This is a genomic window from Comamonas sp. GB3 AK4-5, from assembly GCF_041320665.1.
Lineage (GTDB): Bacteria > Pseudomonadota > Gammaproteobacteria > Burkholderiales > Burkholderiaceae_C > Comamonas.
On sequence record NZ_CP166730.1, the window covers coordinates 3676019 to 3693280 of the forward strand.

Annotated in this window: 16 protein-coding genes; 7 read left to right on the forward strand and 9 right to left on the reverse strand. The window is 63.5% G+C overall.

The annotated features are described in order from the left end of the window. Positions 1 to 337 precede the first annotated feature (337 nt). Positions 338 to 1315: a Bug family tripartite tricarboxylate transporter substrate binding protein gene (locus ACA027_RS16610; protein ID WP_370679305.1), complete on the reverse strand. Its 978-nt coding sequence runs from the start codon at positions 1313 to 1315 to the stop codon at positions 338 to 340. A gap of 542 nt (positions 1316 to 1857) precedes the next feature. Between ACA027_RS16610 and ACA027_RS16615 the strand changes: the two genes are divergently transcribed. The 4 genes from ACA027_RS16615 (at position 1858) to ACA027_RS16630 (ending at position 6035) form a co-directional block, all read left to right on the forward strand. Beyond that, a complete protein-coding gene (locus ACA027_RS16615; RefSeq protein WP_370679306.1) occupies positions 1858 to 2469 on the forward strand; it encodes a class I SAM-dependent methyltransferase in 612 nt (203 codons plus the stop codon). A gap of 328 nt (positions 2470 to 2797) precedes the next feature. Further along, on the forward strand, positions 2798 to 3568 hold the full coding sequence (locus ACA027_RS16620) for a hypothetical protein (protein ID WP_370679307.1): 771 nt from the start codon (positions 2798 to 2800) through the stop codon (positions 3566 to 3568). Between the two features lie 78 nt (positions 3569 to 3646). After that, positions 3647 to 4519: a tRNA-uridine aminocarboxypropyltransferase gene (locus ACA027_RS16625; protein ID WP_370679308.1), complete on the forward strand. Its 873-nt coding sequence runs from the start codon at positions 3647 to 3649 to the stop codon at positions 4517 to 4519. Positions 4520 to 4928: 409 nt separating this feature from the next. Then, entirely contained in the window at positions 4929 to 6035 is a 1107-nt protein-coding gene (locus tag ACA027_RS16630) for an acyltransferase family protein (RefSeq protein ID WP_370679309.1), read from the forward strand. 79 nt (positions 6036 to 6114) lie between these two features. Here the strand turns inward: ACA027_RS16630 and ACA027_RS16635 are convergent, their stop codons facing one another. The 3 genes from ACA027_RS16635 to ACA027_RS16645 all read right to left on the reverse strand — a co-directional run bounded on the left by ACA027_RS16635 (position 6115) and on the right by ACA027_RS16645 (position 8402). Further along, positions 6115 to 6345 (reverse strand): YdcH family protein, encoded by a 231-nt coding sequence (locus ACA027_RS16635; protein ID WP_370679310.1) that lies wholly within the window; start codon positions 6343 to 6345, stop codon positions 6115 to 6117. A 172-nt stretch (positions 6346 to 6517) separates the two neighbouring features. After that, positions 6518 to 7726 carry an FAD-dependent monooxygenase gene (locus ACA027_RS16640; protein ID WP_370682612.1) on the reverse strand — a complete coding sequence of 403 codons (1209 nt, stop codon included), beginning with the start codon at positions 7724 to 7726 and terminating at the stop codon, positions 6518 to 6520. 388 nt (positions 7727 to 8114) lie between these two features. Further along, a complete protein-coding gene (locus ACA027_RS16645; protein ID WP_370679311.1) occupies positions 8115 to 8402 on the reverse strand; it encodes an H-NS family nucleoid-associated regulatory protein in 288 nt (95 codons plus the stop codon). A 373-nt stretch (positions 8403 to 8775) separates the two neighbouring features. Between ACA027_RS16645 and ACA027_RS16650 the strand changes: the two genes are divergently transcribed. After that, on the forward strand, positions 8776 to 9621 hold the full coding sequence (locus ACA027_RS16650; protein WP_370679312.1) for a symmetrical bis(5'-nucleosyl)-tetraphosphatase: 846 nt from the start codon (positions 8776 to 8778) through the stop codon (positions 9619 to 9621). A gap of 106 nt (positions 9622 to 9727) precedes the next feature. Here the strand turns inward: ACA027_RS16650 and ACA027_RS16655 are convergent, their stop codons facing one another. From ACA027_RS16655 to ACA027_RS16670, 4 genes are all read right to left on the reverse strand, one after another. Beyond that, positions 9728 to 11230: a DEAD/DEAH box helicase gene (locus ACA027_RS16655; RefSeq protein ID WP_370679313.1), complete on the reverse strand. Its 1503-nt coding sequence runs from the start codon at positions 11228 to 11230 to the stop codon at positions 9728 to 9730. A gap of 118 nt (positions 11231 to 11348) precedes the next feature. After that, complete coding sequence (locus tag ACA027_RS16660; protein WP_370679314.1) at positions 11349 to 12227, reverse strand: neutral zinc metallopeptidase; 879 nt, start codon at positions 12225 to 12227, stop codon at positions 11349 to 11351. A gap of 125 nt (positions 12228 to 12352) precedes the next feature. Next, positions 12353 to 13145 (reverse strand): IS5 family transposase gene (locus tag ACA027_RS16665; RefSeq protein ID WP_370678786.1). Its coding sequence is split into 2 segments (ribosomal slippage): positions 12353 to 12887 and positions 12886 to 13145, totalling 795 coding nucleotides; the frame shifts between segments, so codons are not numbered across the junction. A 329-nt stretch (positions 13146 to 13474) separates the two neighbouring features. Beyond that, the gene (locus ACA027_RS16670; protein ID WP_370679315.1) at positions 13475 to 13702 is read right to left on the reverse strand and encodes a hypothetical protein; all 228 of its coding nucleotides are present in this window, start codon (positions 13700 to 13702) and stop codon (positions 13475 to 13477) included. A gap of 197 nt (positions 13703 to 13899) precedes the next feature. Between ACA027_RS16670 and ACA027_RS16675 the strand changes: the two genes are divergently transcribed. Together ACA027_RS16675 and ACA027_RS16680 are read left to right on the forward strand one after the other, a co-directional pair. Beyond that, entirely contained in the window at positions 13900 to 14838 is a 939-nt protein-coding gene (locus tag ACA027_RS16675; protein WP_370679316.1) for a delta(1)-pyrroline-2-carboxylate reductase family protein, read from the forward strand. A gap of 10 nt (positions 14839 to 14848) precedes the next feature. After that, complete coding sequence (locus ACA027_RS16680) at positions 14849 to 16519, forward strand: sensor domain-containing diguanylate cyclase (protein WP_370679317.1); 1671 nt, start codon at positions 14849 to 14851, stop codon at positions 16517 to 16519. A 90-nt stretch (positions 16520 to 16609) separates the two neighbouring features. On the opposite strand, the gene dcd is transcribed toward ACA027_RS16680, so the two are convergent. Continuing rightward, the gene (dcd, locus tag ACA027_RS16685) at positions 16610 to 17176 is read right to left on the reverse strand and encodes a dCTP deaminase (protein WP_370679318.1); all 567 of its coding nucleotides are present in this window, start codon (positions 17174 to 17176) and stop codon (positions 16610 to 16612) included. Positions 17177 to 17262: the final 86 nt, after the last annotated feature.

The following is a 17262-nucleotide window of genomic DNA, read 5'->3' on the forward strand; positions in this document are numbered from 1 at the left end:
ATGCACACAGGCCACTTCTGTGGTCTTTTCCTGGTGTTGCGCCGATGGGGGCACAAGCAGCTCTCTATTTCAAAGGAGCCCAGACGTAGAAAAGCCCGCAGCGAGATCCGGTGCGGGCTTGGGTATTGGACGATGACTCTTACGCGGTCACCGTTTTACGGCAGAACGTCTCTGCAGCTGTCACTTGTATTTTTCTCGTCGGGTGCCCGACGTGCTGGCGTGAGATCAGCATTGTTTGCGCAAACAACAGGCGGATTATAACCTCACTGTATATTTTTTGCAAGTCATAGACTTTTAGGCTCTATACAAGCGACTGCTTTAGAGCGCGTTAACGCTCTCAGGCCTCGGCCTTGAAACCGGTGCTGCGCACCACGGGGCCCCATTTCTCCAGATCGGCCTTGAGCAACTGGGCAAACTCCTCCTGGCTGCCCGTGGTCACGCCAAAGGCCATTTCGCCCAGGGCTTTTTGCACCACGTTCAGGTCAAAGCAGCGGTTGGCGGCAATGTGCAGGCGCTCAACCACCTCGGGCTTGGTGCCCTTGGGCGCCAGCAGGCCCACCCATTCCTGGGAGGTCATGTGCTTCATGCCCAGCTCGGCCAGGGTAGGTACCTTGGGCAGCTGGGGAATGCGCTGCGGGCTGGAGACGGCGAGGATGCGCAGCTTGGGGCTTTGGGCATGGGGCACGGCCTCGCTGACCACATTGCAGCTGGACGTCAGTTGCCCGCCCATCACGTCCTGCAGCGCCAGCGAGCCCCCTTTGTACGGCACATGCAGATAGTCCAGACCGATGCTGGCGGCATACATGGCCCCCAGAAAGTGCGGCGTGGTGCCGGCACCGGGCGAGCCGTAGCTGGCTTGCTGGGGATGGGCCTTGAGCCACGGGCCCAGCTGCTGCAGCGTGGTGACACTGGCCGGCACGGCCGGGCCGATGCTGATGCTGTAGGGCACGGCGCAGAGGTTGGACACCGGCACCAGATCGCGCAGCGGCTGGTAGCTGAGCTTGTCGTACACATGGGGGTAGATGGTGAGGATGGAGCCGGGTGTAACCAGCAACGTGCGCCCATCGGGGGCAGCGTTCTTCACCACATCCACCGCAATGCGGCCGCCAGCGCCGGGGCGGTTGTCCACCACCACGGTGCTGCCCAGCTCCGCCTGCAGTTGCTGGGCCAGCTGGCGCGCCACAAAGTCGGCAGCGCCCCCGGCGGCGAACCCCACCACCAGGCGCACCACGTTCTGCTGGGCCTGCGCCACAGCGCCCAGAGACAGGCCTACAGGCAGGGCCGTGGCGGCCAGAAATTGACGACGGGAAAGCATGTGCGGGAATCCTTGGCGTTTTCAACAATCGATTCGCGGTGTGGAGATATTCACAACGCAGGGTTTGAAAATCAAAAATAAGGCCCCACAACGCAGGCAATCCGCTGATTTTGCTGGTGTTTTTCGGCGCAAAAGAACAAGCAACGCATTCAGGTTCTAGGTATATTCCATCTTGTTTCAATGCTATGAAAGTGATAGCCTTCATAGGTACGCAAAGGTGTTTATAAATCCACCCCAAATCTGCTTGAATATTGCAGTCAGACCCCATGCTGCAGCGGATACCTGCAGCCACCGGCATCTGCAACCATCCTGATCCGAGGGCGGGCAGCGGGCCAAAGCCGGGCATTTTGCTCGGGTGCCATAGCCCGCCAAGCTAGCACCCCTCACCCATAAAAAACCTTTCTCAACCTTTATCTGCCAACATCAGAAGCTATCCAAAAGAGAGCTGTTTGCAATGCCGCACTGCAACGCAAGCGACGGCGTTCCGGTCCATACTGCGCGGCTGGTGGCGCCATGGGGGTTCCCCACAACGAGGAGCAGACGTGCAATCGGCCCAGGGCGAATGGTTTGACGAGGCGTATTACCAGCGCTTTTATTTCGACAAGAAAACCAGCGTGATCGACCCCGCCCACGCGCAGCGCCTGGGTGCATTTGTCTGCGCGTATCTGGCTTATCTGCGCGTGCCCGTACACCGTGTGCTGGATATGGGCTGTGGCATTGGTTTGTGGCGCGAGGCCGTGGCCCAGCATTTTCCCGGCGCCCATTACCAGGGCGTGGAATTCAGCGACTATCTGTGCCAGCGCTATGGCTGGGCACAAGGCTCGGTGGTGGACTGGCAGCCCGCAGACGGCCAGCCCTTCGACCTGGTGATCTGCCAAGGCGTGCTGCCCTATCTGAACCCGGCCGATCTGAAAAAAGCCCTGGCCAACCTGGGGCGTCTCACGCGTGGCGGCCTCTACATCGAAGCCGTGGCCCGCGAAGACTATGAGCGCGACATCATCGACGACCAGCTAACCGACCCGCGCCTGCACCGCCACCGCGCCGAGCTGTACCGGCGTGGCCTGTCCCCCCACTGCAAGGAGCTGGGCGGCGGCGTATGGCTGAGCCGCCGGGCCGATCTGCCGCTGTTCGAGCTGGAGTGCCTGGGGGGTTAGAGCGTGTTCACGATCTCCTCGCGACGCGCCAGTGTCTTTGCGGGATGGGATACAAGGCGCGATACCGCAGCAATAGCCGTGCTATTGCGAGGATTCGCAACACAGTAGACCGCCCGCAAAGGCACTGGCCCGAAGGGTTGGAGCGAAATCGGGCGATTTCTTCGCGCTGTGGCTTGCTTGCACCCTGGTGCAAGCTGCACTCCATCGCTTCGAACTCATCCCGATTGCGCTTCAACGCGCCTGCGTAGAGATCGTGAACACGCTCTTAGGACCCAGCCTGCGCCCTACATTCGCGCTTTCGATTGCAAAAACAGAGGGAAATTCGCCCGTGCCCATCTCGACACGCCCCGCCATTTACACCGGCCTGCTGGCATGCACATTGCTGCTGACCGCCTGCAAGCAGTCTGCCGACACCCCCGTCAGCGCCCCTGCCATCGCCGCTCCCGCTGACAGCGCCATCCCACCAGCCGCTGCAGCGGCCCGCGTGGTGGACCAGCTCTTTCTTGCAGACACCATAGGCATGAACCTGGCCCAGGTGGACAAGCTGGTCGGCCCGGCCGTGCGCTCCGCGCTGCATCGCCACCAGTACCGCGTCGATGGTTGCGAGCTGACGCTACGCACCGATGAGGCCGACCAAACCGTGCAGGCCGTGGAAGTGGCCATCACGCCCAGTTGCCAGCTTTCGCTGCAGCCGCTGCTGAGGGACTATGCCGGCGAACCAGCGACGCAGCTGCAGGCACTGAACTTTGCCCGCTTTGCCGAGATGCTGTCCGGCGCCAGCTACTACGCCGACTGCCTGAGCATGTGTGGCAATGCCGCCGACCCCGTGGTCACGCTGCATGCCGAAGACCCGCGCGCGCTGCACCTGCTGGAGTTCGCCATCGAAGTCCCGTTGGTGGGCGACGCAGCCCTGAGTGCAGCCGATCACTGGCGCAAGACCATGGAAACGGCCGAGTCCGAAACCTATGTGCTGGACAACCGCTTCAACTGCGAGCCCCAGCGCTTTGCACCGGTGGTAGCGCCGGCCTTTGCCCCCATCCAGCCCGCCGTCTTCATCTTTGGCCGCGACCTGGGCTACGGCAGCGACGACTGCTCCTGATGAGAAGGGGGGACAGACCTGCCTGCCCCCATGTCCATGCGCCGCGGTTTGCACGGCATTGCGAGGACAATCGCGGCCGTGCCTTTCTCGACCGCCTCCTCCGATATACCCACCGTCCCCGGCATCGCCACGCCAGCGGCCTTGCAGCCCCATGCGGTCTCCCGCCTGCGCAGCGCGCGCCTGGCGCGCAGCACCCGGCCGTTTCTGGCCCGAGGCGGTCCCAAGGGCGAGCGCTGCGAGGGCTGCCGGCTGCGCCCCAGCCACTGCATGTGCGCGCTGCGCCCCCATCTTCCCACCCAGGCCGGCTTTTGCCTGCTGATGCATGACGCCGAGCCGCTCAAGCCCAGCAACACCGGCTGGCTGATTGCCGATGTGGTGCAGACCACCCATGCCTTTGGCTGGAGCCGCACCGAGGTAGACCCCGGCCTGCTGGCCCTGCTGGCCGATCCGCAATGGCAGCCCTATGTGGTGTTTCCCAGCGAGTATGTGCAGCCGCCTGAGCGTGCGGTGCACAGCGTGCAGCCACCTTCGCGCGTAGACGGCGCTATGGATTTGCGCAGCAACGGCCAACCCACATACGTGCCAGAGGCCCAAAAGCCCTTGTTCATCTTGCTGGATGCCACCTGGTCCGAGGCACGCAAGATGTTCCGCAAAAGCCCCTATCTGGACCGTTTTCCGGTGCTGGGCCTGCAGCCCGAACAGATCAGCCACTACCGGCTGCGCCGCTCCCAACGCGACGACCATTTCTGCACCAGCGAGGTGGCGGCCCTGTGCCTGGAGCTCAGCGGCCATCCACAAGACCTGCGTGCCGGCCAGGCCTTGGAGGCATATCTAGAGGTCTATACCCACCATTATTTGCAGGCCAAGCAGCAGCAGCCAGCCGACCGAAACAGCCCGGCACACACCCGGCTGCAACACGCGGTGGCGGCCGCCTTCAACGCAAAGAAGTGAGCGCCTCACACGGCCTTCAGGCGGCCTGACCAGCGAAAGACAGGTTTACGTTTCGCTGTGGGACAAGACGCAGGGACCGTAGAGGAGCGGAACCGCTCCCCCTCTGAAACCCGAGCGGGTGCATAACTTTCTGTCACGCTTCGTTTGTCACCCGTAGGGGCATATAGCGCTATTTGCGACCACGGCGCCACTAGAATCGCCCCAGACCCACGACTTCACGTGGGCCAGGCATACCGCTTGCGTATGCCTTGCAGCGCACCCTTTTGCGGCGCCCTGCCCCCTTGCGACTGCCATGCAGTCCCCCGATACGGCGATGCCCCAGGCATACGTCACCGCCATTGCAGATGATGTTCCTGCAATGCCTTGTTCACCGCCGCCAGGCCCGCCTGGCACCAGGAGGCCATGCGTCTTGACTTCCCCCCCTATCAAGCTGCAATACAACCCGGCACTGGACGGCCTGCGCGCCGTGGCCATCTTGCTGGTCCTGCTCTCCCACGCCCATGCGCCCATGTTCGATGGCGCCTTCTTCGGCGTGGACCTGTTTTTTGTGCTCAGCGGCTACCTGATCACCACCTTGCTGCTCAAGGAAATGCAGGCCACGGGTCGCATCGATTTCTGGCAGTTCTACCGCCGCCGCTTTTACCGGTTGATGCCGCCTCTGGCCTTGTTTTTGCTGGCCTATGTGCTGCTGGCCCCCCATATCTGGCCCGACCTGGAAGATGTCAACAGCGACGCCCTGGTATCGCTGCTTTACCTGGCCGATTACGGTATTGCCTTTTTCGACAGCCCGGACACGCTGCTGCACATGTGGTCGCTGTCGGTGGAGGAGCATTTCTACCTGATCTGGCCTGTGGTGCTGCTGTGGCTGGTACGCCGCAGCACACCAGCCACGCTGTGGCGCTCCATTGCCGGTATTTTTGTGCTGGGATGGGCCTGGCGTGTGCTGTCGGTGCTATGGGGCCAGGAGTTCTACGAGGTGTTCTTCCGCTTTGACACCCGCAGCACCGGCTTGCTGCTGGGCGCCTTGCTGGCCGCGCTGGTGGCCGATGGGCATCCGCTGCTGGCCCGCATGCAGCGGCATCTGCCGCGCCTGATGTGGATTCCGCTGGCCGTGCCGCTGCTGATGGTGTTTGAGTGGGGTGATATGGGCGCCCTGGTCTGGGGCCTCACCGTGGTGGAGCTGGCCGCGCTGGTGGTGCTGGTGGCCGTGCTGCCCGGCCAGGGCCTGGTGTACGAGATGCTGTCCGCGCCTTCGCTGGTCTACATCGGCAAGCTGTCGTATGGCATTTATCTCTGGCATTACCCGGTGGTGCGCTGGCTACGGGCGGAATTTGCCTGGCCCGTGGCCGTGGTGCTGGGCTTTGTGATCTCCAGCGCGCTGGCGGCACTGTCCTTCTACACCATTGAGCGCTGGGCCATGCGCCGGCGCGATGTACGCCCCAAGGCGCCTGCACCACAGGCAGCTGGTGCTTCTGCCCTGCACAAGCCGTCCGCCACCGTGGCACGCAGCCGCTGAACAACACCTGCAAAAACAGCCTGTGGGTACAGGCTGTTGGCTTGATCGGGGCGCGGCATCCGGCCGCGCACTACCGGTCTCAGGCGGAGGCTGTGCCGCCAGCTCCGTTCTTCAAAAAGGCGTAGAGCTTTTCCTTGATCAGCAGCTTTTCCTTTTTCAGCTTCTCGATCTCGCTGTGCAGACTGGGGGTGCGCCTGTCTTCCAGGTTTTTGATCTCATGGTCCAGGGCGTTGTGCTGGTCAAACAACCGGCTGAAATGGCGGTCATTGGCGCGCAGTTCGGCGATACGTTCACGGTACTCAGGAAACATCCTCACTCCTTTGCTCGATCAGACTGGGGCACGCATGCCCAGGCCTGGTGCGGCCCGGGCATGTTTCATCATAACCACCTGTCCACCGCACACGGTGGGATGCCATAGCCGGCGGCGCGGAGATCCTCGGCCCACGGCCCCGGCCCTTCAACCCGCTGAAGACAGCCTGGAGTTACAAGGTGCTGGCGCTGGAACCATCACCCCGATACAACCAGGGCAGGTCCATGACGCGCTCGCCCAAGAGCTTCAGCGACAGATCGCGCCCCCAACGCACAGGGCCGCTGGCGTGGAAGATGCGGCCATTGCGGCGCGAGCGGGCCTGCACACGGGCCGCACGCTGCCAACGGTTCAGTGCATAGCGGCGCAGGCGCAGGTGCACGTCCAGGTCGTCCATGGCCAAGGCACGCTGCAGCTCGGCCGCATCCTCGATGGCCATGCCTGCGCCTTGGGCCAGATAGGGGAGCATGGGGTGGGCGGCATCGCCCAGCAGGCCCACCAAGCCTTGTGCCATCTGGTCGGCACTGCTCAAAGGGGCTCGGCCAGACAAGGGCCACAGCCGCCACTGCACGCCGGCAGCCGGCACAGCGCGGATCAAATCTTGCAGCGGTGTATGGCAACGGGCCAGCACCCGCTCCAGGTCGGCCGCATTGGCATCATGATCCCATTCCTGCATATTGGCCGGCGCCGGGCCTTCGATGATGGCCACGATGTTCAGCAGCTCCCCCCTGCGCAGCGGGTACTGCACCACATGCATCTGCGGCCCCAGCCAGGTGGTGACGCCATCGCTGCGCAAAGCGGCAGGCAACCGGCTTTGCTCCACCACGGCCCGGTAGGCCAGATGGCCTGTGGGCATGGCGGAGCCATCGTTCAGTAGTTGGGCCCGCAGGCTACTCCAGACGCCGTCTGCGGCAATCAGGGCATCACCTTCCACCGTTTTGCGGGCCGAGGTGGTGATGGTCACCGTCTGTGCGGTCTGCACCAGGGACTCAACCGTCTGCCCTGCATTGATGTGCATGTCTGCGCGTGCGCCCACGGCCTGCAGCAGCACGCTGTGCAGATCGGCGCGGTGAATGGAGAGGTAATTCGCGCCATAGCGCTCCACCATGGCTGCGCCCAGAGGCATACGCGCCAGCTCGGCGCCGTTGATGGCGCTGCGCACACACAGCTGGGCGGGCACGGCCGCCACTTCCTGCAATGCGCGCTGCAGGCCCCAGGCCTGCAAACGCCGCACCACATTCGGCCCCAGCTGCACGCCGGCCCCGACCTCGCTGAAGATGGGGGCGCGCTCGAACAGGCGCACATCCCAGCCGGCATGGGAGCTGGCCAGCGCTGCTGCCAGCCCGCCAATACCACCACCAGCAATCAATACCTGTTTTCTCATGGCCATGGATTGTCCGCCCTGGTCTGCAAGGGTTAAAAATAAATTGTACGGATATTGACACATCGCAGTATCTGCCCACGGCAAACCCAGCAACCATCACACACACCAATACGGCTCACCCGCTCATTTACCAGACGAAACAGGCACGTTACAGGACGATTCTTGCAGTTTACATTCCAGATCAGACTGAGGCGCTGCACCCGAAGAGGGTGAAGTACCCACCACTCGGCGGTGAAAGACCCGCGGCACAGCCGCCAAAGAGGATGTTATCGCCTCCAGCTCGGCAGGAATTTCACCCTGTTTGCAAGCCCTCCTCCCAAAGTCTCAGTGCCGCGTCAGGACAAAAAAAAGCCCGCTGATTGCGGGCTTTTTGGGGAGGTGAATCCGATCAGATCGCGAATTGCTCGCGAGCTTGGTTTTCGATCCACTTCGGAGCCTTGCCGCGACCCGTCCAGGTCTGGCCGGTTTCGGGGTTGCGGTACTTGGGGGCCACTTTGCCGCCTTGGGAGCCACGTTGGGTCTTGGCAGGAGGAAACACATCCTCAGCGCTCAAGCCATATTCGCTCACCAGGGCGCGCACCTTGGCCACGGCGTCGGCCAATTCGCTCTTGCGTGCTTCTTGAATCTTTTGTTCCAGCTGTTCACGCTGCTGCAGAAGTTCTTTGTAAGAGGTCATGAATGCATCCTTTCAATAATGGACGAATTATAAAAACAAAATCCAAATTGTGCTGCCGCATGCGAATACGCAGTATCCACAAGTGCGGATTATAAAAATATGCTGCAGGCGCAGGGCACAAACAATTGAAACAAAGTGCTTTCATTGCCATATAGACAGGCTTATTGCCATATCACGCGATGTAGCGCCCCAAGCCCTATTGCAGCGTTACATGATTGATAACAGGAATCTGTTGTCAAAACACCATATCAAGCAGCTGGGGCGCGGGATAATCCCAGCCCGCGCCCCGAGCTGGGCTTAGATACCGGCTGGCAGCTTTGAATCGCGCAGCAACCGCGATGCAAAGCTACCAGCCCTTGTGCAGGAGAAGACCTTGGCCTATTACTTGATTGGCGACATCCAGGGATGCCATGGCGCATTCCAGCGCCTGTTGCAGCAGATGGACTTTTCACCCAGCCGCGACACCTTGTTTTTACTGGGCGACCTGGTCAATCGCGGGCCGGACTCCGCCGGCGTGCTGCGCCAATGCATGGCCTGGGGTGATGCCGTGCAAGCCGTTCTGGGCAACCACGACCTGCACCTGCTGGCCGCTGCCCATGGCATGCGCAAATCATCGCGCCGCGACACGCTGGCCAGCGTGCTGGATGCGCCGGACTGTGAAGCATTGATCGACTGGCTGCGCCAGCAGCCGCTGGCCCGCAGCTGGCACGATGCCCATGGACAGCGCCTGTTGATGCTGCATGCAGGGGTGCAGCCATCCTGGACCTTGGATGACACCCTGGCCCTGTCCGAAGAGGTCCAGCAGGTGCTGCGCGGCCCCGATCTGGCCGATTTCCTGCGCGTGATGTATGGCAACTTGCCTGACTGCTGGCATCCGACGCTGGACGGTGATGAGCGACTGCGGGTGATCGTCAACACCCTGACCCGCATCCGCTTTTGCAGCGCCGAAGGGCGCATGGATTTTGACAGTGCAGAGTCGGCCGAGCACGCTCCAGCCGGGCTGATGCCCTGGTTTGACTGCCCCGACCGCCGTACGGCCCAGGACGTGGTGGCCTTTGGCCACTGGTCCACCCTCGGCCTGATCAACCGGCCCCAGCTGATGGCACTGGACACCGGCTGCGTCTGGGGCGGCCAGCTGACCGCCGTGCGCCTGGACAGCGATCTGCAGCAGCGCCAGCTGTTTCAACTGGACTGCGAGCAAGCCCAGCAACCGGGCTGACCTCCGGCGCACAGCGCCTACCCTCTTCATGCAAAAAGCCAGCGTTCGCGCTGGCTTTTTGCATGGGAGCTTGCGCTCCGACACCGCCCCTCAGGGGAAGAGGAGTTTAAAAACTCCCGGCGGGCTTGAACAAGGCCGCCAGCTTGCGCTTGGACTTGGCCGTGGAGCCGACACGGCCCGGCAATGCGGTCTGGGTCGACACATCCCACGATGCGGTGGAGGACTCGTCCGGTGCCTCGTAGGGCTTGTCAAAGAAGGGATCTGCCGGCGCCGCACGCAGCGGGCGCCCCATGCCCCGGCCCACCGGGCGGTAACCCGCCGTATGGGCAGAACCATAGCCGGCATCGTCGCGGCTGCGGCGGTGGCTGCCATATTCACGCTCGCCACGTTCACCGCGCTGTTCGCTGCGTTCACTACGGTCTGTGCGCTCACCACGGTCGCTGCGTTCGCTACGGTCACGGCGGAACGATGGCAGCTCGTAGCTTTCCACATCGATCTTCTTTTTGATCAGCTTCTCGATATCGGCCACCAAGCGGGTATCGCTGTTGGACACCAGCGTCACGGCCAGGCCCGAGGCCCCGGCACGGCCGGTACGGCCAATGCGGTGCACATAGTCTTCGGCGTTGAAGGGCACGTCGTAATTGAACACCGCCGGCACATCCTTGATGTCCAGGCCGCGCGCAGCCACGTCGGTGCACACCAGCAGGTCGACTTCGCCCTGCTTGAACGCGTCCAGTGCCTTCAGGCGCTCGTCCTGGCTCTTGTCGCCGTGCAGTGCGGCAGCGCGCAGACCGTCGCGCTCCAGCGCGCGGGTCAGGCGGGCACAGCCCAGCTTGCTGTTCGAGAACACAAAGGCCTGGCGAATGCCACGCTCCTTGAGCACGGCGCAGATGGTGCGGCGCTTGTCGTCGTCATTCGCACTGTAGAAACGCTGCTCCACGGTGGAAGCGGTTTCGTTGGGCCGCGCCACCTCGATGGTGACGGGGTCCTGCAGATAGCTGTTGGCCAGGCGCTTGATCTCGGGCGAGAAGGTGGCCGAGAACAGCAAGGTGGTGCGGCTCTTGGGCAGGTGGGAGAGGATGCGCTGCAGATCCGGCAGAAAGCCGATATCCAGCATGCGGTCGGCCTCGTCCAGCACCACGTATTCCACCTGGTTGAGCACGGCGTTCTTGGCTTCGATGTGGTCCAGCAGACGGCCAGGGGTGGCCACCAGGATTTCCACGCCCTTCTTCAGCTCGGCGGTCTGGGGCTTCATGTCCATGCCGCCAAACACCACCGTGCTGCGCAGCTTGGTGTGCTTGGCGTACAGCGCAATCTGCTGGGCCACCTGATCGGCCAGCTCCCGCGTGGGCAGCAGCACCAGAGCACGCACAGGGTGGCGCGCCGGTGAAGCCGAGGTGTTTTCATGGCGCATCAGGCGCTGCAGCAGCGGCAGCGAAAACGCTGCCGTCTTGCCGGTGCCGGTCTGGGCGGCGCCCATCACATCCTTGCCGGTCAGCACCACAGGGATGGCCTGGGCCTGGATGGGGGTCATGGACTCGTAGCCCATTTCGGCCACAGCACGCGCCAGCGGCTCCGCCAAGAGAAGATTGGAGAAAGAACTTGTCATGGATAACGCTATTGTCGCATTGCCGGCAAAGATGACTGCATGCGCGCTACAAATCCGGGCTGCAACAGCGGTCACCCCGGCCCCTGGCGACACCGGCCAGGGTAGAAAACCACGGGCATTACAGCGACGCGGCCGAGAAAGTGTCGCAGGCCTTGACGCTGCCGCCTTGCAGCCCGGTCATGAACCAGCGCTGGCGTTGGGCACTGCTGCCGTGGGTAAAGCTGTCAGGCACCACCTGGCCGGTCTGGGCCCGCTGCAGCGCGTCGTCACCAATCTTGGCCGCCGCATTCATGGCCGATTCCACATCGCCCTGCTCCAAGATCTGCCGTGCAGCCTGGGCATGGTGGGCCCAGACGCCGGCCAGGCAATCGGCCTGCAGCTCCAGCTTGACGGAAAGGCGGTTGTATTCCACCTTGCTCACGCGCCCACGTATCTGGTCCACCTTGCCGCTGATGCCCAGCAGGTTCTGCACATGGTGGCCCACCTCATGGGCAATCACATAGGCCTGGGCAAACTCACCGGGCGCACCCAGCTGGTTTTTGAGTTGGTCATAAAACGACAGATCGATATAGACCTTCTGGTCTGCAGGGCAATAAAACGGCCCCATGGCCGCCTGGCCCGTGCCGCAGGCCGTGGGCTGCACCCGGCTGAACAACACCAATTTAGGGTCTTGGTACTGGCTGCCGTTCTGACGAAAGATGCCGGTCCATACGTCTTCGGTATCGGCCAGCACCGTACGCACAAAGCGCGCCATCTGGTCATTGGCCGGTGTGGAATGCGCGGGGGCACTCTGCTGCGCCACGGGCGCACCACCGCCACTGAGCAGACCCAAAATGGTCAGCGGATTGATGCCCAGCGCCCAGCCACCCAACAGGGCCACGACGATGGTGCCTATACCAATGTTGCGCCCGCCAAAGACAGGCCCGCCCCCACCGCCGCCATTGTCCGAGCGGCGATCTTCAACATTCTCGGATTCCCGGTTACCGTCCCACTTCATGGCGTGTATTCCTCATCACTGGCGGCATGGTATATGCACCAGGGTCGCCATTATGGGGCGGCGGCCGCAAAGCTGCGCAGAGCGCATGGACGCTCCCGGAGCGGATCTATGGCCTCAGAGCGTGTTCAAAGTCTCCTGAGCAAGAGCCCCAAGAACGCCAGATGGACGAACTGCAAGCTGGTGTTGAGCCAACGCTCGCAGTTTTTCCATAACCTTCTGTTCTTCTCCAGCCAGGCGAAGCTGCGCTCCACTACCCAGCGCTTGGGCATGACCTTAAAGCTGTGCATCTCGCTCCTCTTGGCGATTTGCACCGTCACGTGCTCGCCCAGAATCTCTTGTACGCCCTGCGCAAAGGGCTGGCCCACGTAGCCGCTGTCGCACAGCACGCCTTGCACTCGCCCCAACGTCCGCTTACAGCGCTGCAGGGCCTGCAGGGCACCTTTGCGGTCCGTTACCTCGGCCGTGGTCACCGCAATGGCATGTGGCAGCCCCTGCGTGTCCACCGCAATGTGGCGCTTGATCCCACAGACCTTCTTGCCCGCGTCATAGCCCTTCAGCCCCGCCGTGTCCGTGTTCTTCACGCTCTGCGCGTCCACAATCAAGAACGCGCTGCATGCGTTGCGCCCCAGTTTCTCGCGGGCCGCGCCAACCTGATTTTTTTAAAGCCTGCTCCAGCAGGCTGCCTTCCTCGCGGGGCTCGCTCCAGATCGCCCAGTACGAATGCACCGTGCGCCACTTGGGAAAGTCGCTGGGCAGCGCTCGCCACTGGCAGCCCGTGCGCAGCAGATACAGCACGGCGCAGAACACCTCGTAAAGCTCCACCTTGCGTGGGGCCGTCCTTTTGCGCGCACTCTCCAGCATTGGCCGGATCACTTCGAACTGCTCGCGCTTGATATCGCTGGGGTAGCCTTTTCTCATCCTGCGAGCTTCTCACATCTGGCGAGACTTTGAACACGTTCTCAGAGCGTGTTTACGATCTCAGAACGTGTTCAATGTCTCTACGCAGGCGCGTTGGAACGTAATCGGGATGAGTTCGCAGCGATGGAGCGCAGCTTGCACCAGGGTGCAAGCAAGCTTCAGCGCGAAGAAATCGCCCGATTTCGCTCCAACCCGAAGGGCCAGTGCCTTTGCGGGCGGTCTACTGTGTTGCGAATCCTCGCAATAGCACGGCTATTGCTGCGGTGTCGCGCCTTGTATCCCATCCCGCAAAGACGCTGGCGCGCCGCGAGGAGACTTTGAACACGTTCTCAAGGCGTACTGGCCTGCAAGCGCGCTGCCTGCGTGGCCTCCGCCGGCGCATATCCCACATGCGGGGCATTGCGACTGGCTTCCTGCGCATGCACCATATGCTCGCTGGCGGTGTCGAACATGGCATACAGCAGGCCAGCAATGGCCAGCAAACCCAGCGCCACCAACAGCCATTGCCATTCCGCCCGCTCCAATGTGCGGGCCACCCTATCGCGTGTTCTTTTCATCGAGCGCCTCTCCCAATCTCCGACGAAAGGAATGCTACGTAGCCGATCCAGGATGCTCGCCCCCACTTCACCCCAAGATGCTGTAGGAAGAGACCTCATGCCACCGGCCCTGTGGGCGACAGCTCTTTGATCGGCCAGCACAGCAGCCACGGTATAACCACGGCATGCAAGTCCTGTCTGCCCCCCTCGCGAGCACCATGCCTGCTCCACTCCCGCCCCTGTCTCCCACCGCTACCGCAGCCCTGCTGCCCTGGAATGCGCTGGCCCAGGAACTTGCTGCCGTGCTGCAAGACCCCCAGGCCCAGGTGCCGCCACGCATCGTCATGCCCCTGCCCCAGGGTGGCAGCTTGTTCTGCATGCCCGCCAGCGACAGCCAGGTGGCCATGACCAAGCTCATCAGCTTCACCCCTGGCAATGCCGGTACGCCCCGCCCCACCATTCAGGGCGATGTCACCATCTTCGACATCGCCACCGGCGAGCGCCGCCTGATCGTGGATGGCCCCACCGTCACCGCGCGCCGTACCGCCGCCGTGTCGCTGCTGGCCGCCCAACGCTTTGCACCCAACCCTGCCGGCCCCTTGCTGATCATCGGTGCCGGTGTGCAAGGCCAGTCCCACCTGGAAGCCTTTGCCGCAGGGCTTGGCACCCGGGAAGTCTGGGTGGCCTCGCGCAGCGCCAGCAGCGTGCAGGCCCTGGTCGATCACGCGCAGTCACTGGGCCTGCAGGCCCATGCCGTGCAAGACCTGGACCAAGCCGTGGCCCATTGCCCCAACATCGTCACCTGCACCCCGGCCCAGGAAGTGGTGCTGCACCATGCTCCGCGCAGTGATGCCTTCATCGCCGCCGTGGGCGCCTTCACCCCCCGCATGGTGGAGCTGGCCCCCGGCCTGTGCCAGCAGTTCGCGCGCCAGGGGCAGGTCATCGTCGACACCTCGGAAGCCGAGCATGAAGCCGGCGATCTGCTGCAAGCCGGCCTGGATGTGGCCAGCTTCCCCACGCTGGCCCAATGCCTGCGCCAGAACCTTGCCCGCCCCACAGGCCCTGTGCTGTTCAAGAGCTGCGGCTGGGGCGGCTGGGATCTGGCCGCAGCACGCCTGGCAGCGCGCAGCCACCGCGCAGGCTTGAGCGCTTCCTGAGCCGCTGCACATGAGCCCGGACGCCTCAGCCCTCCCCTTGCCGCGCAGCCTGCGCACCCCGCTGGCATGGGGGGCCGGGGTGCTGGCAGCGGTGCTGACATTGCTGCTGTGGCTGGCCTTTGCCGAGCTGCAGAAAAACCGGCTGGCACGTGAAGCCGGCCAGGCCTTGCAGGTGCTGGCAAACAGCGGTGCCCAGCAGCTGGCCGACGAGCTGTTCGCACGCAGCCAGCTGGTGCAGGTGCTGGCCCAATCACCCGATCTCTGGCATGAGGGCTTGGAGACTCCGGCGGTCCAGGCCTTGGTCACACGCATTCCGCTGATTCGCCCCTACACCGCCTGGGTCGGTGTGGCCGATGCCCAGGGGCGAGTGGTGCAAGCCAGCGGCGACCTGCTGGAGGGGCGCAGCGTGGCGAACGCGCCCTGGTTCACGGCCGGCAGCCAGGCGGTCTATGTCTCCGATGTGCTGCCCGCCAAGCTGCTGGCGCCTTTGCTGCCCGCCAGCGCCTCGGGCGAGCCACCGCTGCTGGTGAGTTTTTCCGCGCCCATCCAGGCCGGCGGTGCACTGCTGGGCGTGCTGGGCCTGCACACCCACTGGGATTGGGCCCGTTCGACGCTGCAGACGCTGCGCGCCACCCTGACTCCGGACAGCCAGGTGGCACTGTTCATCTTCGACCGCCACGGCCGCATGCTCTACGCCCCTGCTGACCAGCTGACGGCCACGCCTGTCGATGGGCCGGCGTTTTTGCCAAAGACCGCGCCGCCCCAAGCCCCACAGCCCCCCTGCCGCATGCTGCGCTGGAGTGACAGCAGCACCCCTTTTCTGACCGCCGTGGCCGCCCTGCCCTCCCGCAGTGCAACCAGCGACCAGGGCTGGTATGTGGTGGCGCGCCAGCCCGTGGCTGCCGCCTCTGCCACCACCCCGTCGCTGCTGCAGGCAGGCGCTGCCGCACTGGCGCTGGCTTTGCTGGCTGCGGCCCTGCTGTGGTGGCTGAGCCGGCGCACGGTGCATGGGCTGCACAGCCTGACGCAGGCTGCCCTGCAGTTCAACGCCGGCAACCCGCCCGCCGCATTCCCACAGCTGCACAGCAGCCGCGAGCTGCAGCAGCTGTCACATGCCTTGCGCGGCATGGCCCAAGGGCAGCAAGAAGGCCCGGAGCCAAAGAAAGGTCTGTGGGATCAGCAGGCCGAAACCGACCCGCTGACCGGCCTACTGAACCGGCGCGGCTTTGGCGCCCAGCTCCAGTTCGCCACCGCCCTGGCCCGCCGCAGCGGCCGGCCGCTGTGCCTGATGGCACTGGACATCGATGGTTTCACACAGCGCAGCCCGCCTTTGCCCCCCGAAGCCCATGGCCAGATCCTCCAGGACCTGGCCCGCCACCTGCGGGCCAGGCTGCGCGACTCCGATCGGGTGGCCCGCTGGGGCGAAACGGAATTCATGGTGTTGCTGCCCGACACCCCGGCCGAAGATGTGCAGCGCATGGCGCTCGACATTCTGGCCACGGTCGAACAGCACCGCTGGCCCCAGGGGGGAGCGCCGACGCTGAGCGCCGGCATCACCGCCCTGCACCCCACCTTGCACAACGGCACGGAAGACACGGAGGCTGCGCTGCTGCAGCGCTGCGATGAAGCCCTGCAGCAGTCCCGAAAGATCGGCGGCAACCAGGTGCATTTCCAGCCCTGAATAGCGCTCAACAGCGCATCCACTCTGCGTGCGCAGCTATAAAAAAAGCGCGGAGTCCATCCGCGCTTTTTGTGGGTCTGAAAAGGCCAATCAGGTCTTTGGCAGGGTCACGCCATGCTGGCCCTGGTATTTGCCGTTGCGGTCCTTGTAGCTGGTCTCGCACTGTTCATCGCCCTGGAAGAACAGCACCTGGGCACAGCCCTCGCCCGCATAGATCTTGGCTGGCAGCGGCGTGGTGTTGGAGAACTCCAGCGTCACATAGCCTTCCCACTCGGGCTCGAAGGGCGTGACGTTGACGATGATGCCGCAGCGCGCATAGGTGCTCTTGCCCAGGCACACGGTGAGCACATCGCGCGGAATGCGGAAGTACTCCATGGTGCGGGCCAGCGCAAAGCTGTTGGGCGGGATGATGCAGTAGTCGCCCTCGAAATCGACAAAGCTTTTCTCGTCGAAGTTCTTGGGGTCCACCACGGTGCTGTGGATGTTGGTGAACACCTTGAATTCACGTGCGCAGCGGATGTCGTAGCCATAGCTGCTGGTGCCGTAGCTGATGATCTTCTTGCCGTCGGCTTCGCGCACCTGGCCGGGCTCGAAGGGCTCGATCATGCCGTGCTGCTCCGCCATCTTGCGGATCCATTTATCGCTCTTGATGCTCATGCCGGTTCTTTCGCGTTTGTTGTTGTGTCGGCGCCCATGACGCCGAAGCCATGGCCCTATTTTCCGTGAGATTTGCTCCCCCCTTC

Bases quoted from the DNA above. Each gene is read 5' to 3' on its own strand.
- ACA027_RS16640 (WP_370682612.1), bottom strand. From the start codon at position 7,726: ATGAGAAAACAGGTATTGATTGCTGGTGGTGGTATTGGCGGGCTGGCA.
- dcd (WP_370679318.1), bottom strand. From the start codon at position 17,176: ATGAGCATCAAGAGCGATAAATGGATCCGCAAGATGGCGGAGCAGCAC.
- ACA027_RS16610 (WP_370679305.1), bottom strand. From the start codon at position 1,315: ATGCTTTCCCGTCGTCAATTTCTGGCCGCCACGGCCCTGCCTGTAGGC.
- ACA027_RS16660 (WP_370679314.1), bottom strand. From the start codon at position 12,227: ATGAAGTGGGACGGTAACCGGGAATCCGAGAATGTTGAAGATCGCCGC.
- ACA027_RS16675 (WP_370679316.1), top strand. From the start codon at position 13,900: ATGCCTGCTCCACTCCCGCCCCTGTCTCCCACCGCTACCGCAGCCCTG.
- ACA027_RS16635 (WP_370679310.1), bottom strand. From the start codon at position 6,345: ATGTTTCCTGAGTACCGTGAACGTATCGCCGAACTGCGCGCCAATGAC.
- ACA027_RS16645 (WP_370679311.1), bottom strand. From the start codon at position 8,402: ATGACCTCTTACAAAGAACTTCTGCAGCAGCGTGAACAGCTGGAACAA.
- ACA027_RS16655 (WP_370679313.1), bottom strand. From the start codon at position 11,230: ATGACAAGTTCTTTCTCCAATCTTCTCTTGGCGGAGCCGCTGGCGCGT.
- ACA027_RS16670 (WP_370679315.1), bottom strand. From the start codon at position 13,702: ATGAAAAGAACACGCGATAGGGTGGCCCGCACATTGGAGCGGGCGGAA.
- ACA027_RS16680 (WP_370679317.1), top strand. From the start codon at position 14,849: ATGAGCCCGGACGCCTCAGCCCTCCCCTTGCCGCGCAGCCTGCGCACC.